Origin of the sequence: Stenotrophomonas sp. CFBP 13718 (assembly GCF_014842145.1) — a bacterium.
Taxonomy (GTDB): domain Bacteria; phylum Pseudomonadota; class Gammaproteobacteria; order Xanthomonadales; family Xanthomonadaceae; genus Stenotrophomonas.
The window spans coordinates 123,554-148,357 of record NZ_JACYVC010000009.1 but is presented as its reverse complement, the minus strand read 5'-3'; the positions used below and the strand labels follow the sequence as shown (position 1 = coordinate 148,357).

Below are 24,804 nucleotides of genomic sequence, written 5' to 3'. Positions count from 1 at the left end.
CCCCCTGCCCTACCCTCTTTCCATCCCCTGCTGGAGTCCTCCCCCATGACCCTTCCTGCTCTCGGCCTCGGCACCTTCCGCCTGAAAGGCCAAGCGGTGATCGATTCGGTGCGCAACGCACTCGACGTCGGCTACCGCGCCATCGATACCGCGCAGATCTACGGCAATGAAGCGGAGGTCGGTCAGGCGCTCGCCGAATCCGATGTGTCGCGCGATGACGTGTACCTGACCACCAAGATCTGGATCAGCGAGTTCCAGCCCGATGCGCTGATCGCCAGCCTGGAGGCCAGCGTGCAGAAGCTGCGCACCGATCGGGTCGACCTGACCCTGATCCACTGGCCGTCACCGGACGACGCGGTGCCGATGGAGACCTACCTGCCCGCCCTCGCTGACGCGAAGGCACGCGGGTTGACGCGCGCCATCGGCATCTCCAACTTCACCATCGCCCAGACCCGCCGCGCCATCGGCATCCTCGGTGCGGACCAGATCGCGACCAATCAGGTGGAAATCCATCCTTACCTGCAGAACCGCCTGCTGGTGCCGTTCCTGCAGGAACAGGGCATCCACATCACGGCGTACATGAGCCTGGCCTACGGTGAGGTGATCAAGGATCCGGTGATCCAGGCCATCGCAGGGCGCCATCAGGCGACGGCTGCCCAGGTCGCGCTGGCCTGGGCCCTGCAGCAGGGCTTCGCGGTGATTCCCTCTTCGACCAAGCGCGCGAACCTGGCCGGCAACCTGGAAGCGGCCCGCCTGCGGCTGACCGACGAGGACCTGGCGCAGATCGCCAAGCTGGACCGCGGTCATCGACTCGCCAATCCCGAGGGCATCGCCCCGGCGTGGGACTGATCGGACCGGTTCGGCGGGCCCCTTTGTCGCGCTTTGGTAGCGCCGAGCCATGCTCGGCGGATTGCGTCAGTCCCGCAGCAACCACGCGCGCAGCGCCGCGCTGACCTCGGCCGGTTTCTCCATCGGCACCAGATGTCCGCTGCCAGGCACGACGACCAGCGTGGAATGCGGCACCAGCGCCTGCATTTCCTCGCTGATCGACACGGGGGTGATGCGGTCATTCGCCCCACAGACGATCAACAACGGGTCCTGATAGCCGGACAGCACATCGTGCCCGTCCACCCGCTGCAGCGCGCTCTGCTGCAGGAACACCTCCGCGCCCAGCCGGGCCGTCATCGTCCGCACGCGCTGTATCAGCACCTCGTCATCCAGCCGCGAGGCATCGATGTAACTGCGCATCAGTGTGTCACCGAACCCATTGAACCGGCCCGGAAGACGCACGCTGGCCACCTGCGTTGCGCGCTGCGCAGCGCGTTCGGGCGAATCAGCACGCATCGAGGTGCCGATCAGGGCCAGCCGGAGAACCCGCTCGGGTGCAGTGCGAACAATCTGTTGGGCGACAAAACCGCCCATCGAGAATCCGGCCAGTGCAAAACGCGGTGGCGCCTGCGCCAGTACGGCGTCGGTCACCGCCTGCATCGTATCGCCCCGGGTCAGATCGCCGACGTTGCACGCCGCGATATCCTCGAGTGCGGTCAACTGGTCGCGCCACAGCTCTGCATCATTGAGCAGGCCGGGGAGCAGCAGCAGCGGGATGCGTTCGGTCATTCGTGCATTATCGCCGGTCCATGCATCACGCCAACAAGGTAGACGCCACCTGCTGCACCGGCAGGCTGACCATCATCACCGTGGAGTCGTCCGGGTCCAGCCGGGTAGTGAAGCCCAAGCTCTGGCACATCGCGATCATCGTGCTGTTCTCGCGCAGCACCTGGCCTTCCACGGTGTCCAGGCCCAGCCACTTCGCGTACTCGATCATGATCGTCATCAGACGCCAGCCGATGCCGTGGCCCTTCAGGTCCGACCGGATCAGGATGCCGTACTCGCCGCTGTGGTAATCGGCATCGGCATGCAGGCGGACCGCGCCGAGCATCTCGCCCGATCGCGGATCAAGGGCGACCAGCGCAATGGAGCGTGCGTAATCGAGCTGGGTCAGGCGCGCGATGAACTCATGGCTGAAGTGCTTCACCGACTGGAAGAAACGCAATCGCAGATCTTCGTCACTGACCCGGGCGAAGAACGCACGGAACAGCGCATCGTCCTCCGGACGGACGGGCCGCACGAAGGCGGTGCTGCCATCGGACAGCACCAGTTCGCGCTCCCATTCCTTGGGATACGGGAACACCGCGAACCGCGGGTGGCCGCGTCCCTTGTGCAGGATGCGCGATGGCGCGACGGCCACGCGGGCATCCAGTGCAAGGATGCCTTCGCGATCGGCCAGCAGGGGATTGATATCCAGGGTGCGGATCTCGGGGATGTCCGCGGCGAGCTGCGCAAGCTTGACCAGTACCAGCGCCACGGCGCGCTCGTCGGCCGCCGGGAAATCACTGTAGGGCTTGAGGATGCGCGACACGCGCGTGCGGCCGATCAGCTCGTGGGCCAGCCGTAGATCCAGCGGCGGTAGCGCCAGGGCCTTGTCATTGATCACTTCGACGGCGGTACCGCCGCGACCGAACACGATCACCGGCCCGAACGTCGCATCGTCGGCGATGCCGGCAATCAGTTCGCGCGCTTTCGGGCGCACGATGGTGGGCTGCACCAGCAGGCCGTCGATGCGAGCATCGGGACGCAGTTCGCGCGCGCGTGACAGGATGCTGATCGCTGCGGCCTGCACCGCCGCGAGGGTGGACAGATTCAGGCGTACACCGTCCACCTCGGACTTGTGCGGAATATCGGGCGACAGGATCTTCAAGGCCACGCTGGCACCCTGCTCCAGCAAGGGCTGGGCCAGGTCCATCGCCTCGTGGGCGTCGCGGGCATGCAGCACGGGTGCGGACGGAATGCCATAGGCCTTCAGCAGCGCATGCGTCGCCAAGGGGTCCAGCCAGCGCTGGCCGGCAGCCAGCGCCGCCTCGACGATCGCGCGCGCCGCGCCGGCATCGACGACGAAATCCTGCGGCAGGCTGGGCGGGGTCTCCATCAGCGCACTCTGCGCATCGCGATAGCGCACCAGGTGCTGGAAGCCGCGCACGGCCTCGGCTTCGGTGGGATAAGTCGGTACGCGCGCGGCGTTCAACGTGGCCGTGGCGCGCTCGTCGTTGCCCAGCCAGACGGCGAACACCGGCTTGTCCCGCTGATGCCGTGGCCGCAGGCCCAAGGTGCGGGTGAGTGCCTGCGCGGCGTCGGCCGATGAGGTGAACGCCGTGGGCACGTTGACCACCAGCAGGGCGTCGTTTTCGTTGTCGGCCAGCAGCGCTTCGATGGCGGCGGCATACCGATCGCCATCGGCGTCGACCACGATGTCCACCGGGTTGGAGCGTGACCACCCGCGCGGCAGCACCGCATCGAGCTGCTTGACGGTGCTGTCGGACAGGCCGGCCAGCGTGCCGCGCAGTGCCGACAATTGATCTACCGCGAGCCTGCCCACACCGCCCCCGTTGCTCAGGATGGCCAACCGGCGGCCGGGGAATGCGCCCAACCGGCCCAGGGTCTCTGCCGCGGTGAACAGCTCGTCCAGCGCGCTCACCCGCAACAGGCCCGCGCGGTTGAACGCCGCGCCGTAGACATCATCGGCACGTGCCAGCGCCTGCACGTGGGTGTCATTGCCCGGCATGATCCGCTCGGCACGTCCCGACTTCACCACCATCACCGGCTTGGAGCGCGCGGCTGCACGCGCAGCGGACATGAACTTGCGCGCGTCCTTGATCTGTTCGACATACAACAGGATCGCGCGCGTGCGGTAGTCGGTGGCGAAGTAATCCAGCAGGTCGCCGAAGTCGACGTCCATCGTGTCACCCAGCGACACCACGGCGGAGAACCCGACCGAGCGCGCCACGCCCCACTCCACCAGGGCAGCGGCGATGGCGCTGGATTCGGAGATCAAGGCAAGGTCGCCGGCCTGCGGCACGTGCGCGGCGATGCTGGCATTCAACCGTGCATGGGGCGCGATCACGCCCAGGCAGTGCGGGCCGAGGATGCGCAGGCCCTTGGCGCGCGCGCTGGCTTCGACCTGCGCCGCCAACGAACCGGGCCCCTCCCCCAGATGCGCGGTAAGGATGATGGCCGCCGCAACGCCCAGCGCCGCCGCATCGGCGATCACCTGCGGCACGATGCTGGCCGGCGCGGTCACCACCACCAGCTCCGGCACCCAGTCCAGGTCTTTAAGGCGCTTGACGGTGCGCGTGCCATCGATCTCCGCATGGCGTGGATTGACCCACGCCACCTTGCCGGCGAAGCCCGCCCCGCGCAGGTTGCGCATCACCGCACGGCCCGCCGAACGATCACGCGGACTGCCCCCGATAACGGCAACGGACTGCGGGCGGAACACGGACTGCAGGTTGTAGGTGCTCATGGCCGTAGTAGAGCAAAAAAAGGGGACGGAGGGGATTAAGTCGTAATCGGCTCGCTACGCAGCGGTCGATTGCGACTTAATCCCCTCCGTCCCCTTTTTTTACAGCAGGGTGCCGTGGAGGATCGTGGCGGCAATGCTGAAGTAGATGACCAGTCCGGTGACGTCGACCAGGGTGGCGACGAACGGGGCCGAGGCGCTGGCCGGGTCGAAGCCCAGCCGCTTTAGGGCGAACGGCAGCATCGAGCCGGACAATGAGCCGAAGGTGACGATGCCGACCAGTGCTGCCGCGACGGTGAAGCCGAGCAGCAGCCAGTGTTCGCCGTAATCGTGCAGTCCGCCCAGCTGCCACACCGTGATGCGGGTCATCGCCAGCGTGCCCAGGATGACACCCAGCACGATGCCCGTGGGCAGTTCACGCAGGGCCACTTTCCACCAGTCGCGCAGGCGCAGTTCGCGCAGTGCCAGACTGCGGATCAGCAGCGAGGTCGCCTGCGAACCGGAATTGCCGCCGGAGCTCATGATCAGCGGGATGAACAGCGTCAGCACCACCGCACGGGCGAGCTCGTGTTCGTAGTGCTGCATCGCGCTGGCGGTCAGCATCTCGCCGAGGAACAACACGCTCAGCCAGCCGCCGCGCTTGCGCAGCATCTCCAGGAAACCGATCTGCATGTACGGCTTTTCCAACGCCTCCATGCCGCCGAACTTATGCGCGTCCTCGGTGGACTCTTCGATCAGCGCATCCAGGATGTCGTCCACGGTGACGATGCCCAGCACGCGCTGCCCTGCATCCACCACCGGGATCGCCAACAGATCGTGGCGCCGGATCAGCTGCGCAACTTCTTCCTGGTCCATCTGCACGTCCACGGTGACCGGTGCGTTGACCTGCGCCACGTCGAGGATGGCGTCCTCCGCCCGGCCGGTGATCAAGCGGCGCATCGTCACCACCTGCTGCAGGCGCTGGCTGGTCGGGTCGAGCACATAGATCGCGTACACGGTCTCGCGCGTGCGCTCCACATCACGGATGTGCTGCAGGGTCTGCCCGACCGTCCACGTGGCAGGCACGCTGACGAATTCGGTCGTCATCAGTGCACCGGCGGTATGCGGTGGATAGCTCAACAGCTGCTGGATCACCTGCCGTGCGTCGGCACTGATCAGGGGCACCAGCCGGGCGCGCTCTTCTTCATCCAGCTGATGGACGATATCGGTGGCGCGGTCATCGGCCATCAACCCAAGCAGCGCGGCGGCGCGGGCCGGCGGCAATGCAGCCACGAGGTCGCCGGCGCGCTGTAGCTCCGGCGCTTCCAGTAGCTTCACCGCGCGCGGCAACGGAAGCGCGCCCAGCAGTTCCACTGCGCGGGACAGCAACAAGGTGTTGAGGTATTCGACCGCATCGGCCGTGTTGAAACCGGCCAGGGGTGCGGCAAGGGTGGCGGCGTCGGCAGCGGGACGCAGCATCTGCTTCTGGTTCATCGTGGTTCGCCTTCGTGGTTGCAAGCGCAACGCCAACGCAGGCGAACCGTCCCTGTCAGGCGGTCGCCGTCGCTGGCGTCGAACGAGGTCGACTTCTACTGTCGCTGGACATGGGGGGTTGGACTCCGGAAGGGTGTGCCGACGGGCATGCCGTGGCGGGGGGCAGGATGGACCTGTCGGCAGGGTGGGTCAACCCCATCGCGGCGCCGGGTAGGGTCGCACTCAGTTTCCGCGCTGCGCCGTGGGCAACACGCGGCGCATAATGACCGCCGAGGGTCCGGTGCTTCGCATTCGGCCCGTTCCTCCGCATCCCAGACGTTCATCCCCATGCATAGCGGTGTGCTTGAACTCGCGTTGGTCCTGCTGCTTGCGGCGGTGATTGCCGTCCCCGTGTTCCGCCGCCTCGGCTTCGGGGCAGTGCTGGGCTACCTGGCCGCTGGCGTGGTGCTGGGGCCCGATGGCCTGGGCTTCGTGCAGGATGCAGACCGCATCCTCGGCGCGGCTGAGATCGGCGTGGTGATGCTGCTGTTCGTCATCGGCCTGGAACTATCGCCGTCGCGACTGAAGGTGATGCGACGTTCGGTGTTCGGCGCCGGCGCGCTGCAGGTCGCCAGTTGCGGACTCGTGCTGGGCGGCCTGTTGATGCTTGATCATTTCCAATGGAAGAGCGCGTTGGTCGTGGGCATCGCCCTGGCCCTGTCATCCACGGCGGTGGGCCTGCAGTTGTTGTCCGAGCACAAGGCGCTGAACAGCAACCATGGCCGACTGGCCTTCGCGATCCTGCTGTTCCAGGACCTCATCGCCATCCCGCTGTTGGCCGCGATTCCGCTGCTGGGCGGCGCGCGCAACCAGACCCTGCACTGGCAGGATGCCGCCATCGCGATCGGTGCGCTGGCGGTGGTCATCCTGTGCGGACGCCCGCTGCTGCGCCGCGTGTTCGGCGTGGTCGCACGCAGCCGCAGCCCGGAGGTATTCACCGCCACGGCGTTGCTGGTGGTGCTGGGCACGGCGTGGTTCATGCAGGAAGCGGGGCTGAGTGCCAGCCTTGGCGCGTTCCTGGCCGGGGTGCTGCTGTCTGATTCGGAGTTCCGGCACGAGCTGGAAGCGCAGATCGAACCCTTCAAGGGGTTGTTCCTCGGCCTGTTCTTCATTGCCGTCGGCATGGGCATCGATCTGGACCGCATCATCGCCGAGCCGGGCATGATCGCTGCCGGCGTGGGCATCCTGCTGGTGGTCAAGTTCGGCATGCTTTACGCCATCGGCCGCTTGGCCAAGCTGCCGTCGCGACAGGCGCTGCTGCTGGGCAGCGTGCTGTGGCTGGGCGGTGAGTTCGCCTTCGTCGTGTTCAACGAGGCACAGCGCGCGCAGCTGCTGGGCAGTGCCAACCATGATCGGCTGGTCGCCATCGTCGGTCTGTCGATGGCGCTGACACCGCTGCTGATGATCGTGCTCTTGCGGCTGCTGGGGCGCGAAGCCAGCACGACCACCCAGGCCCCGCCGGCTGACGACGTCGCACCGGATAATCGGCCGAAGGTGCTGATTGCCGGCATGGGACGCTTCGGCCAGGTGGTGGCGCGGCTGCTGACGGCGCAGAAGGTGCCTTTCGTCGCACTGGAAGCCAACCCGGATACCGTGGCCGACCTGAGGCGATTCGGTAACCAGCTTTACTACGGTGATCCGACCCGCCCGGAGATGCTGCGCGCAGCCGGCGGCGCCGAGATCGCGGTGTTCGTGGTGACGATGGATGATCCGGAAACCAACCTGCGCGCGACGCGGTTGATACGCAGGCTGTATCCGGACGCGCGCGTGCTGGCGCGTGCGCGTAACCGCCAGCATGCGTGGCGTCTGATGGACATGGCCGCCGAACCGTTCCGCGAAGTCTTCGGGACCAGCCTGGAGCTCAGCGAACGGGTACTGATCGCGCTGGGCATCCCGGGCGACACGGCGAAGCGGCACGTGCAGCGTTTCCGCGAGCACGACGAGAAGCTGCTGCGTGACCAGTACCTGGTGTACGACGATGAGACCGCCGTGATCCAGACCTCGCGTGACGCCCGCGCCGATCTGATGCATCTGTTCGAGGCCGACGCAGGCCACGATGGGGACCGGTCGCGGGAGGACCCGTGACGCCCCGTGACGCCCCGGGACCGTCACGAGCCAGCGGCGCAGCGCTTCATTCGCGCAGGAAACGCGCCATCGATGACACGCCCGGGACCCGGGGCGCGAACTCACCTGCCACGTCGATGAAACCGCGCATCACCGCGATCTCGCGCGGGCTGCGGTTGAGCGTATCGCGTGCCTCGGGGTCCGCTCCTGCACGCAACAGGCGCTGGACCAGCAGCGGCAGTCCGTGCAACGCGGCCAGGTGCAGCGGCCCGAACCCGCGTGGATCGCGGACGTCCAGCGATACGTCTTCATCCAGCAGGCGTTCGACGCCGGCCAGCACCACCTGCTCGTCGCAGGCCGTGCCCGGTTCGGCACGCGCGCCCAGCAGCAACAGCAGCGGGGTTACGTCACCTGCAGCGGACTGATCCGGTTCGGCCCCTGCCAGCAGCAGGGTGTCGAGCAGCGCCAGCAGGCGCGAACGATCACGCGCGGAGAATCCGTACAGCGCAGCGCAATGCAGCGGCGCCAGCTGCTGTGCATCGCACGCGTGGACGTCGGCACCGGCGCTGAGCAGACGCGCCACGATGTCGGGCAGGCCCAGTGCCGAGGCCAGCATCAGCACCGTGACGCCGCCCGGCAGCCGGTGTTCCAGCTGCGCACCGGCGTCCAGCAGGGCCGACACGATGTCCATCTGGCGCATGCTGACCGCCGCTGACAACGGCGTGGCACCGCTGGCCGAGGCATGTTGCGGATCCGCCTTGCGGGCCAGCAGCAGGTCCACCACGGCCAGGTGCCCGCCGCCTGCGGCACGCAGCAGGGCGGTACAGCCCTGCGCATCGACGCTGTCGACGGCGAAACCCAGGTCGATCAGGCGACGCACGGCATCGACATCGCCGGTGGTGGCCGCCGCGGCCACGTCCGACTCGCGCAAGGTGCGGCGCGGCAGGGTCCATACCCGCCAGTCCAGCCAATCGGCCAGATCGCGGCGGCCACTGGACAGCGCCACGCCCAGCGGCGTCTGGCCGTCGGCGGCACGGGCTTCCGGCGATGCGCCATGGCGGACGAGTGTCTTCAATGCGGCTTCGCGACCCAGTGCGGTCGCCAGATGCAGGGCCGTCATGCCATGGCTGTCGCGTGCTTCGCGGTCCACGCCCAGGCTCAACAGGCCCGTCTGCAGGCGCAGCCAGCCCAAGCGCACGGCCAGCGACAGCGGCGGATCGCCTGCCGGGGACGCCGCGAACGGATCCGCGCCCCGCTCCAGCAGCTCCAGCGCCAGTTGTTCAAGTCCGCGACTGGCGTGGTCATGCTGTGCACACGCCGCCAGGAAGCGTGCCAGGCCGCCGGCGCCGGCGGGCGAAACGCCCTGCTCCAGCATGGCCTGCAAGGCAGGCACGGCGTCCACGCCACGCGCGAGCAACGCGAACATCGGCGTGTCGGTGCAGGCATCGAGCGCGTCATGCGAGGCTCCGTGCTGCAGCAGCCAACTGACCGCGCGCGGATCCAGTGCCAGTTCCGGATCGTGCAGCAGCGCGCCCAGTTCGTCAGGGCGACACAACCGGACCAGCGCCTCCAGGCCGTCCAGATTGCCGAAGCCCAATGACTCGCGCAGCAGTTCCAACGGCGGACGGTCAGGCAGCAGCGACGCCCCGCCTTCGCTGCCTTCGGCGGCCGCGAGGCCGTCGCTGACCGCAGCGGGCAGCGGATACGCGGGGTCAAGCATGCTGACGATGGCCCAACGGCCCGCTTCGGCAGCGCTGTCCACCGCGCGTCGTGCCACGGGATCTGCCAGGTCGGCGACCAGACCCAGGTCCAGCAGGCGACGGACCAGCTGCGGCGGGACGTCCGTCGCCATCGCGGCCAGCATCAGCGCGTTGCGGCCGTCACCGTCCACCGCCGCCAGGTCGGGCTTGTGCGGCAGCAGGTGTTCCAGCACGGCGGCACGACCGCCTGCGGCAGCCTCCAGCAGCGGGGTGCGGCCCAGGGCATCACGCGCTTCCAGGTTGGCTCCGGCCGCCAACAGCGCATCGATGATGGCCGAGTGGCCTGCCAGCGCCGCTTCATGCAGCGCGCTGCGACGCTGGGCGTCACGCGCATCAGCGCGCGCCTTGTGCTTGAGCAGCAGCTGGACGCCCGCGGGATCATCATCGTCGGTGGCCGCAGCGGCCAGCAGCACCGGAATGCCTTCCACGGGCTCGGCCCGCGCGCCGCGTTCCAGCAGGAAACGCGCCAGCCGCCAGTTGCCGACCTGACAGGCCACGGCCAGCGGTGACCAGCCTTCATTGTTCAGTGCGTCGATTTCGGCGGCGGCGTCGCGCAGCAGCGCGGCCACCCCGGGATCCGAGCTGCGCGCGGCATGGTGCAGGGGCGTATTGCCATCGGCGTCGGTGGCGCGCGAATCCGCGCCATTGGCGAGCAGCGTCATCACCGCTTCGGGACGACCGTGCCAGCTGTCACGGGTCGCCGCCAGCAGCGGCGTCATTCCCTTGTGCGGTGCATTGACGTCGACGCCACGGGCGATCAGTTCGCGCAGCAGCCGCAGGTCTGGCAGCACCGCGGCCAGCACCGGAAGATTGCGTTGGTCGCGCCATTGCGGGTCCGGCGCAGCACGCGGGTCCGCGCCGGCCTGCAGCAGCTGCAGCGCGCGCTCGATGCGGCCATGTCGCGCCGCTTCGTAGAGGGCCGGGCCCAAGGCATCGGCCTGCATGGGCTCCAACGCCGTGGGCACGGGGTCGACCCTGGACTCGTTTGCTTCCCACGCGGTACGCAGCGCATCCGTGTGGGTCGCCGGGGCCACGCGCCCCGCGCCGGCCGGCGCGATCCGCTGCAGCATCAGGTGAAGCAGCGGCGACAGCAGCACGATGGCAGCGACGGCAGGCCAGCGCAGCGCCGCCGGCAACAGGGCCGGCCACGCTGGCAACACGACAAGCGCACTGATCGCCAGTACCAGGGCCGCAACGGCCAGTCCGCGCCACGCGCCAAGGTCGCGGCCGGACAGGCCTGCCCCATGCCGCTGCAGGCCACCGGCCAGACGCTCCACGTCGCTCCACAACGGCCAGGTACGCCAGACCGCAAGCAACGCGACCCCCAGCAGCACCGCCAGTCCCAGCGCGGCGGCCAGGCTGCCGCTTTCACGCAGCGCAGCCAGGGGCCAGGCCATCAGCAGCGCCAACACCGCAGGGCCGGCCAACCACAGCGCCAACAGCGCGGGAACCTCTTCGCGCAGCACCTGCGGCACGGCGCGCGGTACGCGGCTGCGACGGGCCCATGACACACCCAGCGCATACACCGGCTGCGCCAGCGCCGCCAGCACCGCGCCGGGGATACCCCCGATGGCGGCACCCAGCGACAGCAGCGCGCCCAGCCCCAGGGCGCCGTATACCTCGCGCGGCCTGCGGTCAGTCATTGTGGCGCGGCATCATGCTGGTGATGCTGGGCGGCACCTGCAGGTAGAACCCGCGACTGGCCAGCTCGGCACGCACCAGCGCCGCGTCGGCGCGGGCAAGGCGGCGATCTTCGGTCAGCGCGACTTCCATCACCAGATCGAGTTTTCCCAGCGAGGCAGCCAGCGGTGCAGGCAGCACAGCGAAGCCATCACGCTCGGCGAGATAGACGTAGGTGTCGTCTTTACGGTGGCTTTTGTAGACGTAGGCTTGCATGCTTTCAGGTTTTACCCTTTAAGACATGATTGTGTCGGAAACCCGTCACGGGCGGAAGGCGTCACAGCCCCGACAGCGCCACCGCGGCGAACTTTCGTGCACCGGGTTCATCATTGTCCGCAGGCCGTTCAGGCTGCCGAGGCGTCGAAACGCGCAAACACCAGCGACGTATTGATGCCGCCGAAGGCGAAGTTGTTGCTCATCACGTGGTCCACCTGCAACGTACGGCCGTCGCCGATGATGTGGTCCAGCGCCGCACAGCGGGGATCCGGGTCTTCCAGATTCAGGGTGGGGGCGAACCAGCCGCTGCGCATCATCTCGATGCTCACCCACGCCTCGAACGCGCCGCACGCGCCCAGCATGTGGCCGACGTAACTCTTCAGCGAACTGATCGGTACGGCGCTGCCGAATACCTCGGCGGTCGCCTGGCTTTCGGCGATGTCCCCGTGCTCGGTCGCCGTACCGTGCGCGTTGATATAGCCGATCCGTGCAGCGTCCAGCCCCGCATCCTCCAGCGCCAGGCGCATCGCCTGGGCCATGGTCGGGCTGCTGGGCTGGGTGACATGCTGGCCATCGCTGTTGCTGGCATAGCCGCGCACCTCGGCCAGGATCGTGGCACCGCGTTCAAGCGCGTGCTGCAGATCCTCCAGCACCAGGGTGCAGGCGCCTTCACCCAGCACCAGGCCATCGCGCCCGGCATCGAACGGACGCGGCGTGGTGGCTGGGGCCGCGTTGCGTACGCTGGTGGCGAACAGGGTGTCGAACACCGCCGCGGCGGTCGCATCAAGTTGTTCGGCACCGCCGGCCAGCATCACGGTCTGTCGCCCCGCGCGAATGGTTTCGTACGCTTCGCCCACCCCTTGGCTGCCGGATGTGCAGGCACTGGAGGTGGTATGGATGCGCCCACTGAGACCGAAGAACACGCCGATGTTGACCGGCGCGGTGTGGCTCATCATCTTCAGGTAGGTGGTGGCGGTGATGCCCTCGGTGCTGAAGCTGCTGAGCATCCGGCCGAACTCGCCCACCGCTTCATGGCTGCCGGAAGACGAACCGTAGGACACCCCGGTGCGTCCACCCCGCAGCACCGGGTGGTCGATCAGTCCGGCCTGCTGCAGGGCCAGCTCGCTGGCGCGCACCGCCATCAAGGCGACCCGTCCCATCGAACGGGTGGTCTTGCGGTTGTAGTGCGGTGGCAGCTCGAAAGGCGCGGCAGGCGCAGCCAGCCGGGTATTCAGCCCTTCATAGACATCCCACTCCGGCATCGCGCGTACGGCATTGCGCAGTGCGCGCAGCCGCGCGTGGATGGTCGCCCAGTCGTGGCCCAACGGACTGATGGCAGCCGCACCGGTCACCACGACGCGGCGCCCGTCACGTGCCATCAGGCAAGCCCGCCATTGACCGAGATCACCTGCCGGGTGATATAGGCAGCGTCAGGGGACAGCAGGAATGCGACGGTGGCAGCGACCTCGTCGGGCGTCCCGACACGACCGGCCGGGATGCCCTTCAAGGCGTGTTCCAGCACGCCGGCATCCAGCATGTCGGTGTCGATCAGGCCAGGGGCCACGCAGTTGACCGTGATGCGGCGGCTGGCCAGCTCGACCGCCAGCGCCTTGCTGGCGCCGATGATGCCGGCCTTGGCCGCGCTGTAATTGACCTGGCCGCGGTTGCCGATCAGGCCGGATACCGATGCCAGCGTCACGATGCGGCCGGGCTGGCGACGGCGCACCATCGGCATCACCAGCGGGTGCAGCACGTTGTAGAAGCCGTCCAGGTTGGTGTGCAGTACCTGGTCCCAGTCGTCTTCACTGAGCGCAGGGAACGCGCCATCGCGGGCGATGCCGGCATTGCAGACGACACCGTAGTAGGCGCCGTGCGCTTCGACATCGGCTTCCAGGGCGGCACGTGCCGCGGCGCGATCGGCGATATCGAACGGGAGTACCCGCGCCTGCCGTCCCATCGCGGTTATCTCATCGGCCACGGCCTGCGCTTCGTCCACGCGGCTGCGGCAATGTACGGTCACGTCGAAGCCGTCGCGCGCGGCGCGCAGCGCGATTGCACGGCCGATGCCCCGGCTTGCGCCGGTCACCAGCACCGCCAGGTTGGCTGTCATGCGGTTCCACTCTCCAGATAGGCCTGCGCGTCAGCGGGCTCGAACACCGATACATTTGCTTCCACCCATGTCTCCCCGCCCGCGTCGATCCGGCAGGCGAACATGCCCAGGCCATTGTCACCCATCAGTTCGCGGCGCGCGTACACCTCCAGCCGGGCGCCGGCGGGAAACAGATCACGCTGGCTGCTGTAGCGGCGGCTGCCGAGCAGGAACCCGATCTTCGGTTCGCCGCCATCACGGCGCGCACGGCAGCCGGCCCAGGCCGCGATGGCCTGCGCCATGTACTCGATGCCGATCCACGCCGGCACGCCGTCAGGCCCGGCGAATGCACCCTCCGACGGCACCACCAGGGCGGCATGGATGCTGTCATCGTCCCAGTGCACCAGCTCGTCCAACAGCAGCAGGCTGGCCCGGTGCGGCACGACATGCCGGATGGGATACACGGTCATGCCGCTGTGTTCCGCTGCAGGGCAAGCACGGCGTTGCTGCCGCCGAAAGCAAACGAGCTGCTGAGCATCCGCTGCAGGGGGACCGGTGAACAGTCGCCCGGGGTGACCAGCCTGAGTGCCGGCAGGTCCGGATCGATATCGCCGTCATACCAGTGCGGCGGCAGGCGATTATCGGGATTGTCGACCAGCGCGATCCAGCACAGGGCGGCTTCAATGGCACCGGAGGCACCCAGCGCGTGGCCGGTGAGTGGCTTGGTCGAGCTGGCCGGCACCGTGCTGCCCAGCACGCCGGCCACTGCCCGGGATTCCATCGCATCGTTGTGCCGCGTGGCGGTGCCATGCAGGTTGATGTAGTCCACCTCGTCCGGTGACCACCCTGCACGTTGCAGTGCCTCGAGCAGCGCAGCCGTGGCGCCGGCGCCGCTGGGGTCAGGCGCGGACATGTGGTGGGCATCGGAGCTCTCCCCCCACCCGGCCAGCTGCACCGGGCCCGGCTCACGGCTGAGCAGGAACAACGCCGCCCCTTCGCCGATGTTGATGCCCGTGCGGTTGCGCGAGAACGGCAGGCAGCGCGTGGCCGAGATCGACTCCAATGCGCTGAAACCGGCGACGGTGAAGTGGCACAGCGAGTCGGCCCCACCGGCAATCACCGCATCGACGACCCCGGCGCGCAGCAGCCGCGCCGCCGAAGCCAACGCTTTCGCACTGGACGAACAGGCCGTGGACAAGGTCCATGCCGGGCCGCCGGCCCCGCTGCGATGGCGCACGAACGATGCCGCACTGCCCATCTCCTGCTGCCCGTAAGAGAAGCCGGCAGGCCATTGGCCATCAGACTGCAGCGCACGAAGCGCAGGTTCGGTCTCACCAATGCCGGATGTGCTGGTGCCGATGATCACGGCGACCCGCTCGGCACCATGTCGGCTGATGGCCTGCTTCACCAGCGGTGCGATCTGCACCAGCGCCGCATCCAGCAGGGCATTGTTGCGACCACGAAGCGAGATCGGCAGCGCCGAGAGGTCTGGCAGCACGTCCCGTACGCGCCCCAGCGCGAGGGTGCGCCCGCGCACCACGTCATCGCAGTCGGACAGCCCGCCAGGGGCCGCGGCAAACAGCCCCTTGGCCACGCTGTTGCGGTCTGCGCCCAGGGCGCACACCACACCCAGTCCATTGAGATACACCGCGGCGGTCACGGCAGCGTCTCCTGCGCCGGTGCAGCCGCGCCATCCACCGAACGGATGGTCAATGAGTATCCTTCGCGCAGGTTGTCCAACTGCAGGCTGCCATCGGCATGGCGCTGCAGATGCAGTGCCTCCTGGCCGGCGTGCTGCAGGCGGCGATGTTCACCATCGTCGGTGACCGTCCACTCGGCCGGCAATACGGCGGCGATGGCGGCGGTGGGCCAGAGTGCGAACTGCAGATCATCCAGCACCCGTTCGGCACGCACCTGGCGTGGCAGCCACGGGGCGCGCTGTTCGTCCAGGTGCTGGCCATCCCAGCGCACGCGGAAGCCGGTCTGGCCCATTGCCTGCACCAGCAGTTGCACCTGCGCGTCGTCGGCCTCCAGCAACGCATCCAGATCACGCTCCACCCGGCCGAAGCGGAAGTGGAGTTGCTGCTGCAGCGCGAGGGTGCCCTGCAGGCTGGCCGGCGACAGCCGCAGCGGCGGCAGATCGCCACCGGGCCGCGTGGGCCGGCCGGCGCACGCGGCAAGCGCGGCGAGTACGGTCATTGCCGCCAACAGGCGCAGGGCCGGGCGAACGCAGCGCATCCAACGCATCAGGTGGACTCCTTTGTTTCATGCACACCGGCGGGCCGGAACAGCGGTGACAACAGCCAGACCAGGCCGATACCCAGCAGCAGGGTAAGGCCGAAGGCACGCAGCGCCGGCGTGGCCGACAGCCCGAGCAGTCCGAAGGACAGCCACGTACTGGCCGCACCCACGCAGACCGCCACCCACGCACTGGGGTCACCCCGATGCTCCAGCAGGAAGATGCCGTAATCGATGCCCATGCCCAGCAGCAGCATCAGGGCGAGCACATTGAACAGCTGCACGGGCTGGCCGATCAAAGACAGCAGGGCGACGGTGAGCGTCCCCGCCAACAACGTCGGCACCATCACCCGCCACGCATCGCGACGATAGCGCCACCACAACGCGGCGAACACCAGCGCAATGCCTGCCAGCAGCATGACGCTCATCAGACTGCGGTAATGACCGAGCAAGCGCGAGAAATCATCGGTGCGATCAACCCAGCGCACGCCGTCCAGTCCCGCTCCGGCACCCTGCAGGTCGCGCAGCGCCTGCGGCTGCGACAGGTCATCCACCAGCACCACGCTGGCGACCCCGTCGCCCAGCCGGCCCAACCACAAGGGGCGGACCGGCAACGACGCCGGAGAGGCCACGAAGCCTTCGATGGTCATCGGCGCCGCAGTGAACGCCGGGCGCTCCAGCGTTTCGCCACTGACCTCCGCCACGGCCCGCAGCACGCCCGCCTCGATGCCACGCGTCAGTGCGGCATCGGCGTGCTGCTGCGCCGCTGAAGGCAACCAGTCGCTGATCGCGCGATGACTGCCGATGCGGCCGTCGTGCTCCAGCGCGCGCAGCCGCCGGGTCAGGGCCTCTTCGCGTTGCAGCAGCTGTTCGGCATCTCCCCCCTGCACCAGGAAGAACTGCGCGGGGCTGGGCATCCCCAGCAGCCGCGAGATACGGATCTGCTGCTCCATCAATGCCGGAGGCGAGGACTGCAGGCTGCGCAGGTCATCGTCCACCTTCAACCGGGTCATGCCCGCAGCGGACAGCACCACCAGACCGACCAGCACCAGCAGCAGGCGTCGCCCGGCAAGCCGTGGCCAGCGCTGCAGCGTGCCGCCAAGCCAGCGCGAAAAACCGGTCTGCCGCACTTGGCCACCGTCCAGCCACGGAAACCACAAGATCACCGTCACGAACGCAGCGGACAATCCGACCACCGAGAACAGTGCCATCTGCCGCAGCCCCGGGAACGGCGCCATGGCCAGCGCCAGGTAAGCCAGCGCACTCGTCAGCAGGGCCAGCCACAGGCCCGGCAGCAGGTGCCGCAGCAGGGTCCAACGGCTCTCACGTGGGGCCGCCTGGCGCGACGCGAACCAGTGGATGCCGTAGTCCTCGGCAACGCCGACCAGCGAGGCACCGAACACCAGCGTGAGCAGGTGCACCTTGCCGAACACCAGCACGGTCACGGCCAAGGCGACGCCACACCCCACCAGCAGCGACACCGCCACCAGCAGGATCGGCCGCAGCGAGCGGAACGCCAGCCAGACCAGCAACAGCACGGCCGCCAACGAGCCCCAGCCGATCGTATTGATCTCCCGGTTGGCCTGCACGGCGGCTGCTTCAGCATGCAACGGAACACCGGCATGCAGGATTTCCAGCCCGGGCGCCGCCCCACGTGCTGCCGTGCCCGCGCGCTCCAGCAGCGCGTCGATATGCGGCTCGCCATCCAGCTGGAAGGCGGAATCACGGGTATCGAAACGGAGCACCGCCCAGTGCTTGCCATCGGCCTGCACCAAGCCATCGTCGCCCAGGCGCAGGCCTGCCGCCTTGGCCTGCTGTTGCCACCATGCCGGCCACAGCGCCAAAGGGTCCTGCAGCCACGCCGTCAAACGCGGACCGCCCATCGGCCCGTACAGGGACGCAAGCGCCTGCCCTGCCAGATCGTCGGCGCCGGTCTGCTGCAGCTGATCGCGCTGGGCTGGCGTCAGCAGGCGATCCCGGTACGGGGCGTAGAACCCGCGTGCCTGGTCGAACCACCCGTCCATCGCACCGGCAGGCCGCAGCAGGCCGCTGTCCGCATCGTCGGCCATGGCCTGCGCGAATGCCTCCTGCGCACGCAGAGCGGCTGCGCTGTCATCGCTGCCCAGCAGCACCACCACGTCGCGCGAGTTCGCATCGGCGATGCGCCGGGTGGCATCGGACAGCAGGCGATCGTGGGCGTCCTGCGGGAGCATCGCCAGAATGTCGGTGTCGATCGGTGGCTGCTGGCGCCACTGCAGAGCCTGCTGCACACCCAGCGCCAGCAGCACCAGCAGCCACGCCAGGGCCAGCCAGCGCCAGGCGCGGTGTGGGCTGGCGGCCGCGGCCGCGCCAGGGCGCATGTCAGTCAAGGCGCGCGGCCTCTTCAGCGCTCAGCGTGGCCGGCGTTTCGGTCAATGCGCTGAAGGTGATCAGGGTGCGGTCATTGCCCGCTTCCACGATCTCCACGTCACGTACGTAGCGGTCACCGCGCAGCCGCAGCGAGGTGAATGCCTTCGCCAGCATCGCCGACTTCGGCGTGAGCTGCAGCGTCCAGCCCGCCCCTTCGCGCCGCGCATCGACATTGAACTGGCTGGACAGTGCCTGCACGTCACCGCTCATCAGCGCGAACAGCGTGGCGTTCACCGAGCGCATTGCCGGTTGCTCGCGTGCATCGAGTTCCACGCGGGTGCTGCCATCGGCCTGCCGGCTGAGGATGCGGTCGGCGGTGATGACCATCTCCGAGGGGAACGGCTTCAGGGTGGACCAGATGACACCGCGCTGGTGCGCCACCACGAAGCGCCCCTGCGACTGCAATGGATTGCGGAATCCCGCCACCTGCTTCTGCTGGCTGAAGCTGCCACGCAGCACGGCAGGACGCGCGACATCCCGGGTGATCGATTCGATGACCGCGTCGGCCGCGCTGGTTGCCGACGCCAGTAGACACAGCGACACCACCGCCAACAGACGGAGCGGAGCGAACAGTTTCATGGTGCGGATACTCCCAGCTTCTGCCACAGGATCGGGGGACACAGGTACTGCATCTCACCGCTGTCAGCGGCGACGGCGACCTGGATGGTATGGGCGCGGGTCAGGCGCTCACCGCTGAGCGCATCGAAAATCTCGTAGGTGATCTTCAAGCGGTTCTCCCACTCCACGATGCGTGCCACCACGCGCAGCGCCTGCTGGAAACGCAACGGCCGGATGTACTTGACCCGCGCGTCCACCACCGGCCACAGGAAGCCGGACGCCTGCATCTGCGGGTAGTCGTAATCATGCCGCTGCAGCAGCGCGCAGCGGGCGATCTCGAAGTACTTGAAATAGTTTCCGTGCCAGACCACCTGCATCGGGTCGCAGTCGTGGAACGCGGGCGACAGGGCGATTTCTTCCGTCAGATCATGCATCGGCATAGATCGCCCACGCGCGTCCGCGGATGTCCTGCAGCAGCTGGCGCAGCTCGCCGTCCAACGCGCGATCTTCTTCGACCAGCGCGATGCGCCCGACGAGATCGGTATTCATCGCATCCAGCGCACCCTGCAGCTGCGCCTGCAGGCCGACCCGCTGGCGCAGCGCCACCGCCTGACGCGCCGCGATCAGCATTGCCGCCACCACCTGCTCCACCAACTCGATCACGCGCAGGCAGTCACGCGCGGCGATGGTGCCCATGCTGACCTTGTCCTGGTTGTGGCATTCCGTGGAACGCGAGAACACCGAGGCAGGCAGGGTATTTTTCAGCGCCTCGGCCGTCCACGCCGAGACACTGATCTGCAGCGCCTTCAGCCCGTGGTTGATGGCCGCGCGCGGCCCCGTGGCGGCAGACAGGTTGGCCGGCAGGCCATGGCTGTAGCGTGCATCGACCAGCAGCGCCAGCTGCCGGTCCAGCAGGTCGGCGATGTTGGCCACGGTGTTCTTCAAGGTATCCATGGCCAGCGCGATGTGACCGCCATAGAAGTGGCCACCGTGCAGCACGCGCTCTTCGTCCGGGTCGATCAGCGGGTTGTCGTTGGCGCTGTTGAGTTCGGTTTCGATCAACTGCCGCAGGAATGGCAACGTATCCTCCAATACGCCGATCACATGCGGGGCACAGCGCAACGAATAGCGATCCTGCAGTCGCTGCGCGTTGCGCGGCGGCCGCTCGCTGTGCAGGTCCGCGCGCAGGCGGGCGGCGATGCGTGCCTGGCCCGGATGCGGCTTGGCCGCGAACAGGGTCTCGTCGAAATGATGGGCGTTGCCATCACTGGCCAACACGTTGAATGCCGTCAAGCGGGTCGCCAGGCGGCTGAGATAGTCTGCACGGTGCCAGGCCAGGCAGGCCAGCCCGGTCATCACCGCAGTGCCATTCATCAACGCCAGGCCTTCCTTCGGTCGCAGCCGCAGCGGCACCATGCCGATCCGCGGCAGCACTTCGGCCGCAGGCTGCACGCGTCCTTCGAACAGGACGTCGCGCTCCCCGCACAGCACGGCCGCCACGTAGGACAGCGGGGTCAAGTCACCGCTTGCGCCGACCGATCCTTCCGCCGGGATGCGCGGCAGCACGTCGTGCTGGAGCAGCGAAGTGAGCCCTTCCAGCAGCGCCACGCTGGTGCCGGACATACCTTGTGACAGCGAGGCGAGGCGAGCCGCCAATACGGCCCGGGTTTCCTGTGCATCCAGGAAACGACCCAGCCCGCAGCCGTGGTAGGTGTACAGGTGATGCGGCAGCTCGGCGACCAACGAGGGCGGGATCACCGTCGTGCACGAGTCGCCGTAGCCGGTGGTGACGCCATAGATGACCCCGTCCTCGCGCAGCAGGCGGTCGAGGAAATCGGCACCGCGCTGGATGCGCGCACGGAAAGCCGGTGCATCGCTGAGCTCGGCACGTGCACGCCGGTCTGCCAGCGCGACCACGTCTTCGATGGTCAGCGCAGCGGCGCCGAAGTGGCAGGAAGGGGAAAGATCAGTCGGCATCAGGTGCCTGGTCCCAGAAAGGAAAGAAGTTGAACCAATCCAGCGGTGACTGGGTCACCTGCTGTTCCAGCCACTGCGCATAGCGGTGGGCGCAGTCCTGCAGTGCGGCGTCGCGTGCCCCGCGGGGCAGGCTGATGCGCTCGGCGAACAGATCGAAGCGAACGCGATAACCGTCGCCGTGGTGCAGGCACGACAGGGTATAGACCGGGCAACCCAGCGCCGACGCCATGACATAACCGCCCACCGGGAAGGGCGCGCGGTGTCCCAGGAAATCGGCATGCGCCACCCGCTCGCTGTTTACCGGCACCCGGTCACCCACGATGGCGACGAAGCCACCCGCGGCGACCCGACGACCGAGCGCCATTGCCATTGCCGGGCCCACCTCGGTCACCTGCAGCAGTTCTACCGATGCCAACGGATCCAGGCGCGCCAACAGGCTGTTGAAGCGCTGCGCATGCTTGGTGTGGACCAGCACGGTGAGGTGCAGTCCCGGCACCTTTTCGGCCAATACCTGGCACAGCTCCAGGCAGCCTACGTGCGCGGTCAGGAACACGCCTCCTTCGGCACGGCCGATGCGCTGCAGCGCCGCGTTGTCATGCAACTGCAGCTGCTGCGCCGGATAACGGCGTCCCAGCGCCAGCAGCTTGTCCAGCATGGTGTCGCCGAACAGGGCGAAGTGGCGCAGGCTGTCACGCCAGCCGGGCGTGTGGCCCAATGCCCCGGTGTGGGCCTGCAGGCGCTGCAGGTACTGCATCGAGGCACGCCGCGCCAGGCCGTTTCCCAGCCAGTGGCAGGCCACCGCTGGCCATGCGCCCATCCGGTAGGGCCAGCGTCCGAGCCAGCGGTGCACCCAGCACAGCAGCAGCACGCCGCTGACGGATGTGCGCTCGCCGATGTCCGCCCAGTGCGGCGCCGGTCGGGCGGCCATCAGCGCGTGCCTCGCAGGCGGCGACGCAGCAATCGCGGCGCACGCCGCAGCATGCCGCCGAACAGCCGCGCGTGCATGCCACTGATACGCACGTTGTCGCGCCATACATCGAAATGTGAAACGCCGTCGCGTGGGTAGGTCACCGGCGTCGCCAGGTGCAGCACCGCGATGTCACGCCAATACAGCCGCACCAGGATCTCGGTATCGAAATCCATGCGGCGGCCAATGGTTTCCTCGGCCATCAGGCGGATGACAGGCGGCAGCGGGTACACCCGGAAGCCACACATCGAATCACGCAGATGCAGCGAAAGCGTGTTGATCCACACCCACACATGGGTGGCGTAGCGGCCGTACAGGCGGATCTTCGGCACCGTTTCATCGTAGGCCGGAATGCCACAGATCACGGCGTGGGGATGCGCCTGCGACAAGGCCACGAAGCGTTCGAGCTCCTTGGTGTCGTGCTGGCCATCGGCGTCGATCTGCAGCACGTGGCTGTAGCCCAGCCGTGATGCCTCGCGGAAGCCGGCCAGCATGGCGCCGCCCTTGCCTTCGTTGCGCGGCAACCGCAGCAACCCCACTCCATCGCCCGCGCTGAGCGCACGCAGCACGGAAGCACAGGCGTCGTGCGAGCCGTCATCGACCAGCAGGCAAGGCAGGCCGGCAGCGCGGATGCCTGCCACCACCTCGACGATGGCGTGTTCGTGGTCGTACACCGGCACCACCACCAGCAGGGCATGGTCAATGGCAGCGGACGGGGATTCAATCGGCATCGGCGAACACTACTTTGCCACTGGCATGGATGCCGTGACCGGAGCTGAACCGGAATGCGAGCATACGGCGCGACGCGTCCCAGTCCAGTTGCAGCAGGAGGGTGTCACCCGGGCGCGCCACCCGCTGGAACTTCAGCGCGTCGATACGCACGAAGCGCGCCGGCAGGGCGAACACCGTCTGGGCCAAGCGGATCGCCCAGTCGACCTGGGCCACTCCGGGCAGCACCGGCACCCCGGGGAAGTGCCCATCGAACGCACGCAGATCGGGTTGCAGGGTCAACTGCGCGCTGGCCGAGGCCGGTCCACGCTGCAGCCACTGCACCGGCGGCAGGTCCACCTGCTCCGGCTGCTCCGGCTGGAACAACGACAGCAGGGCGGCCTGGGTCGTCTTGCCCTGCGCATTGAGGGGCAGTGCATCGACGAAGCGCCAGCGCCGTGGCCGCGCGACGGCGTCGTGGGCATCGGCAAGGGCGTTGGACAACTGACGGCCGGCGGCACGGCGGCCGGCCTCGTCAGCCTGCAGCAGGCGGGTATCGCGCGGCACCACCACGGCGGCCAGCTGTTCGCGTTGGCCCGGCAGCAGCAGCACGCGGACGTCGGCGACGGCGGGGTGGGCGCGGAGCGCATGTTCCAGCGCGTCCAGCGACACACGCCGCTCTTCCACCTTGACGATGCGGTCGGCGCGACCCAACAGGCGGAAGCCGCCCTGCGCGTCAGCCTCGGCACGATCCTCGCTGCGCCACCAGCCGCCATCGGGCAGGTGCGCGGAGGCAACCGCCAACTGGCCCTCGTCGATCCGCCACTGCACGCCCGGCAGCGGCTGCCACGCGCTGGTCGATGCATCACCGCCACGCCAGGCAATGCCGCCGGTCTCACTGCTGCCGAACACCTCGATCGGCACACGGTCCAGCAGCGCGCGGACATCGACGGCCGCCTGCGCAGGTAGCGGCCCACCGGAGGAGAACACCGCGCGCAGATGCGTGCGCGCAGCGCGCCAGTCCAGTTGCGCCGGCAGCCGTTTCAGGTGGGCAGGCGTGGCAACGAGCACGCTCGGCCCGGTCGACAGCGCCGCCACCAGGTCTTCGTGAAAGAAGCGCCGTGGCAGGATCGCCCGGCCCGCCGACAAGGGCCACAACACCCGGAACAGCAGGCCGTAGATGTGTTGGTGTGACACGGTGCCGTGTACCTGCGCACCCTCCAGGAGCGCACCAAAGGCCTGCTCCAGCGCACCCACTTCGCAGGCCAGCTGGTCCAGGCGTTTCTCGATCGCAACCGGCGCCCCGGTGCTGCCGGAGGTGAACACCACCAGCCGACAGGCGCGTTCGTCCAGGATGATCGGCGCGATGGCGTCGGCCCCCACCGCAGACTGGGCCAGCGGTTGCCAGTGCAGGTCGACGTCACCGGCAACGCCGTCGACCTGCGGCCGCAGCGCCTGCAGCGTGGCCGGCAGGTTGTCGGAAGGCAGGTATACGCGCTTGCCCGCTGACCACGCGCCCAGCAGGGCAGCGGCGAACGCAAGGCTGTCATCGAAGTACAGGGCCCAGTCGCGTCCTCCCGCCTGCGAGAACGCCACGCGCCACGCCGCCACCCGGGCCAGCAGCCCGGCGTGGTCGATACGATCCGCACCGGCACCGCCAATCGAGCGGTCCGGCCGCGCCGGGCCCAGCAGCTGGTGCAGCGGGATCCACTCAGCCATGGCCATGTGCCGCCTTCACCCGGCGCCTCACCGTCCACTCCACCGCATGCAGCACGCCCATCAGCAGATAGGCCAGCAGGCCGTTGTACAGCGCCCAGGTCGCATCGGACGCCCACAGCGCGGTGGCCAGCGCCAGACCGCCATTGATGACGAAGAAACCGCACCACACCTGGGTGACCCGCCGGGTGTAGACGATGGCAAACGGGGGCAGCTGGGGTTCCTGCATGCGCGCAAAGCGCTCGGCCATGCTCGGTGGCCAGCGCAGGCTGGCCAGGAACACCGCCAACAGCACCGCATTGACCAGGGCCGGATACAGCTTCAGCGGCAAGGCCTGGTTGCCCAGCAACGCCACCGCGGCCAGCAGCCCGGTGCCCGCAGCGGCCCACATCCACACCGCTTCACGGCTGCCGAGCGCGCGCAACACGGCCAACGCGAACAGCAACAACGACAGCCAGCGCGGCTCGAAGCGCCCCATCGCGGCGTACATCAGCAGCGGGTACGCCAGCGATACGGCGACGAAGGCGACTTTGCGGAAGGAGGGCACGGCGGCGGT

20 protein-coding genes are annotated in these 24,804 nt (G+C 68.3%); 2 read left to right on the top strand and 18 right to left on the bottom strand.

From position 1 onward, the window contains the following. Positions 1-45: 45 nt before the first annotated feature. On the top strand, positions 46-849 hold the full coding sequence (dkgB, locus tag IFT58_RS14600) for a 2,5-didehydrogluconate reductase DkgB (protein WP_192082364.1): 804 nt from the start codon (positions 46-48) through the stop codon (positions 847-849). A gap of 66 nt (positions 850-915) precedes the next feature. Here the strand turns inward: dkgB and IFT58_RS14595 are convergent, their stop codons facing one another. The 3 genes from IFT58_RS14595 to mgtE form a co-directional block, all read right to left on the bottom strand. After that, on the bottom strand, positions 916-1,617 hold the full coding sequence (locus IFT58_RS14595; protein ID WP_192095708.1) for an alpha/beta hydrolase: 702 nt from the start codon (positions 1,615-1,617) through the stop codon (positions 916-918). A gap of 25 nt (positions 1,618-1,642) precedes the next feature. Further along, the gene (locus IFT58_RS14590; RefSeq protein ID WP_188325394.1) at positions 1,643-4,357 is read right to left on the bottom strand and encodes a bifunctional acetate--CoA ligase family protein/GNAT family N-acetyltransferase; all 2,715 of its coding nucleotides are present in this window, start codon (positions 4,355-4,357) and stop codon (positions 1,643-1,645) included. A 99-nt stretch (positions 4,358-4,456) separates the two neighbouring features. After that, on the bottom strand, positions 4,457-5,827 hold the full coding sequence (gene mgtE / locus IFT58_RS14585; RefSeq protein ID WP_192082360.1) for a magnesium transporter: 1,371 nt from the start codon (positions 5,825-5,827) through the stop codon (positions 4,457-4,459). Between the two features lie 327 nt (positions 5,828-6,154). On the opposite strand from mgtE, the gene IFT58_RS14580 reads away from it, so the two are divergent. Further along, a complete protein-coding gene (locus IFT58_RS14580) occupies positions 6,155-7,951 on the top strand; it encodes a monovalent cation:proton antiporter-2 (CPA2) family protein (RefSeq protein ID WP_192095706.1) in 1,797 nt (598 codons plus the stop codon). Positions 7,952-7,997: 46 nt separating this feature from the next. Here IFT58_RS14580 and IFT58_RS14575 read toward each other — a convergent pair whose 3' ends face one another. The 15 genes from IFT58_RS14575 to IFT58_RS14505 form a co-directional block, all read right to left on the bottom strand. Beyond that, positions 7,998-11,333, bottom strand: a complete 3,336-nt coding sequence (locus IFT58_RS14575) for an ankyrin repeat domain-containing protein (protein WP_192095704.1) — start codon at positions 11,331-11,333, stop codon at positions 7,998-8,000. Further along, entirely contained in the window at positions 11,326-11,586 is a 261-nt protein-coding gene (locus tag IFT58_RS14570) for a YcgL domain-containing protein (protein WP_188325398.1), read from the bottom strand. Before IFT58_RS14570 ends, IFT58_RS14575 begins: the two co-directional genes overlap by 8 nt. A gap of 128 nt (positions 11,587-11,714) precedes the next feature. Next, positions 11,715-12,965 carry a beta-ketoacyl-ACP synthase gene (locus tag IFT58_RS14565; RefSeq protein WP_192082354.1) on the bottom strand — a complete coding sequence of 417 codons (1,251 nt, stop codon included), beginning with the start codon at positions 12,963-12,965 and terminating at the stop codon, positions 11,715-11,717. After that, on the bottom strand, positions 12,965-13,696 hold the full coding sequence (locus tag IFT58_RS14560; protein ID WP_192082352.1) for a 3-ketoacyl-ACP reductase FabG2: 732 nt from the start codon (positions 13,694-13,696) through the stop codon (positions 12,965-12,967). The genes IFT58_RS14565 and IFT58_RS14560 overlap by 1 nt, the downstream gene beginning before the upstream one ends. Continuing rightward, positions 13,693-14,145, bottom strand: coding sequence for a hotdog family protein (locus tag IFT58_RS14555; RefSeq protein ID WP_192095702.1), 453 nt, complete (start codon positions 14,143-14,145; stop codon positions 13,693-13,695). Before IFT58_RS14555 ends, IFT58_RS14560 begins: the two co-directional genes overlap by 4 nt. Continuing rightward, positions 14,142-15,335 (bottom strand): beta-ketoacyl-ACP synthase, encoded by a 1,194-nt coding sequence (locus IFT58_RS14550; protein WP_192095700.1) that lies wholly within the window; start codon positions 15,333-15,335, stop codon positions 14,142-14,144. Before IFT58_RS14550 ends, IFT58_RS14555 begins: the two co-directional genes overlap by 4 nt. Beyond that, positions 15,332-15,922 (bottom strand): DUF3261 domain-containing protein, encoded by a 591-nt coding sequence (locus tag IFT58_RS14545; RefSeq protein ID WP_249405714.1) that lies wholly within the window; start codon positions 15,920-15,922, stop codon positions 15,332-15,334. Before IFT58_RS14545 ends, IFT58_RS14550 begins: the two co-directional genes overlap by 4 nt. Then, positions 15,922-18,273 (bottom strand): MMPL family transporter, encoded by a 2,352-nt coding sequence (locus IFT58_RS14540; protein WP_192095746.1) that lies wholly within the window; start codon positions 18,271-18,273, stop codon positions 15,922-15,924. The genes IFT58_RS14545 and IFT58_RS14540 overlap by 1 nt, the downstream gene beginning before the upstream one ends. Before the next feature lies 1 nt (position 18,274). Then, the gene (locus IFT58_RS14535) at positions 18,275-18,901 is read right to left on the bottom strand and encodes an outer membrane lipoprotein carrier protein LolA (protein WP_192095698.1); all 627 of its coding nucleotides are present in this window, start codon (positions 18,899-18,901) and stop codon (positions 18,275-18,277) included. Further along, positions 18,898-19,320 carry an acyl-CoA thioesterase gene (locus tag IFT58_RS14530; protein WP_192095696.1) on the bottom strand — a complete coding sequence of 141 codons (423 nt, stop codon included), beginning with the start codon at positions 19,318-19,320 and terminating at the stop codon, positions 18,898-18,900. Before IFT58_RS14530 ends, IFT58_RS14535 begins: the two co-directional genes overlap by 4 nt. Beyond that, on the bottom strand, positions 19,307-20,857 hold the full coding sequence (locus IFT58_RS14525; RefSeq protein WP_192095694.1) for an aromatic amino acid ammonia-lyase: 1,551 nt from the start codon (positions 20,855-20,857) through the stop codon (positions 19,307-19,309). The genes IFT58_RS14530 and IFT58_RS14525 overlap by 14 nt, the downstream gene beginning before the upstream one ends. Continuing rightward, on the bottom strand, positions 20,847-21,788 hold the full coding sequence (locus IFT58_RS14520) for an acyltransferase (RefSeq protein WP_192082404.1): 942 nt from the start codon (positions 21,786-21,788) through the stop codon (positions 20,847-20,849). The genes IFT58_RS14525 and IFT58_RS14520 overlap by 11 nt, the downstream gene beginning before the upstream one ends. Further along, positions 21,785-22,555: a glycosyltransferase family 2 protein gene (locus IFT58_RS14515; protein WP_192095692.1), complete on the bottom strand. Its 771-nt coding sequence runs from the start codon at positions 22,553-22,555 to the stop codon at positions 21,785-21,787. The genes IFT58_RS14520 and IFT58_RS14515 overlap by 4 nt, the downstream gene beginning before the upstream one ends. Beyond that, positions 22,545-24,251, bottom strand: a complete 1,707-nt coding sequence (locus IFT58_RS14510) for an AMP-binding protein (RefSeq protein ID WP_192095691.1) — start codon at positions 24,249-24,251, stop codon at positions 22,545-22,547. The genes IFT58_RS14515 and IFT58_RS14510 overlap by 11 nt, the downstream gene beginning before the upstream one ends. Continuing rightward, positions 24,244-24,795: a hypothetical protein gene (locus tag IFT58_RS14505; protein WP_342029568.1), complete on the bottom strand. Its 552-nt coding sequence runs from the start codon at positions 24,793-24,795 to the stop codon at positions 24,244-24,246. Before IFT58_RS14505 ends, IFT58_RS14510 begins: the two co-directional genes overlap by 8 nt. Between the last annotated feature and the right edge of the window lie 9 nt (positions 24,796-24,804).

Coding starts and splice junctions, on each gene's coding strand:
- dkgB (WP_192082364.1), top strand. CDS start 46: ATGACCCTTCCTGCTCTCGGCCTCGGCACCTTCCGCCTGAAAGGCCAA.
- IFT58_RS14595 (WP_192095708.1), bottom strand. CDS start 1,617: ATGACCGAACGCATCCCGCTGCTGCTGCTCCCCGGCCTGCTCAATGAT.
- IFT58_RS14590 (WP_188325394.1), bottom strand. CDS start 4,357: ATGAGCACCTACAACCTGCAGTCCGTGTTCCGCCCGCAGTCCGTTGCC.
- mgtE (WP_192082360.1), bottom strand. CDS start 5,827: ATGAACCAGAAGCAGATGCTGCGTCCCGCTGCCGACGCCGCCACCCTT.
- IFT58_RS14580 (WP_192095706.1), top strand. CDS start 6,155: ATGCATAGCGGTGTGCTTGAACTCGCGTTGGTCCTGCTGCTTGCGGCG.
- IFT58_RS14575 (WP_192095704.1), bottom strand. CDS start 11,333: ATGACTGACCGCAGGCCGCGCGAGGTATACGGCGCCCTGGGGCTGGGC.
- IFT58_RS14570 (WP_188325398.1), bottom strand. CDS start 11,586: ATGCAAGCCTACGTCTACAAAAGCCACCGTAAAGACGACACCTACGTC.
- IFT58_RS14565 (WP_192082354.1), bottom strand. CDS start 12,965: ATGGCACGTGACGGGCGCCGCGTCGTGGTGACCGGTGCGGCTGCCATC.
- IFT58_RS14560 (WP_192082352.1), bottom strand. CDS start 13,696: ATGACAGCCAACCTGGCGGTGCTGGTGACCGGCGCAAGCCGGGGCATC.
- IFT58_RS14555 (WP_192095702.1), bottom strand. CDS start 14,145: ATGACCGTGTATCCCATCCGGCATGTCGTGCCGCACCGGGCCAGCCTG.
- IFT58_RS14545 (WP_249405714.1), bottom strand. CDS start 15,922: ATGCGTTGGATGCGCTGCGTTCGCCCGGCCCTGCGCCTGTTGGCGGCA.
- IFT58_RS14540 (WP_192095746.1), bottom strand. CDS start 18,273: ATGCGCCCTGGCGCGGCCGCGGCCGCCAGCCCACACCGCGCCTGGCGC.
- IFT58_RS14535 (WP_192095698.1), bottom strand. CDS start 18,901: ATGAAACTGTTCGCTCCGCTCCGTCTGTTGGCGGTGGTGTCGCTGTGT.
- IFT58_RS14530 (WP_192095696.1), bottom strand. CDS start 19,320: ATGCCGATGCATGATCTGACGGAAGAAATCGCCCTGTCGCCCGCGTTC.
- IFT58_RS14525 (WP_192095694.1), bottom strand. CDS start 20,857: ATGCCGACTGATCTTTCCCCTTCCTGCCACTTCGGCGCCGCTGCGCTG.
- IFT58_RS14515 (WP_192095692.1), bottom strand. CDS start 22,555: ATGCCGATTGAATCCCCGTCCGCTGCCATTGACCATGCCCTGCTGGTG.
- IFT58_RS14510 (WP_192095691.1), bottom strand. CDS start 24,251: ATGGCTGAGTGGATCCCGCTGCACCAGCTGCTGGGCCCGGCGCGGCCG.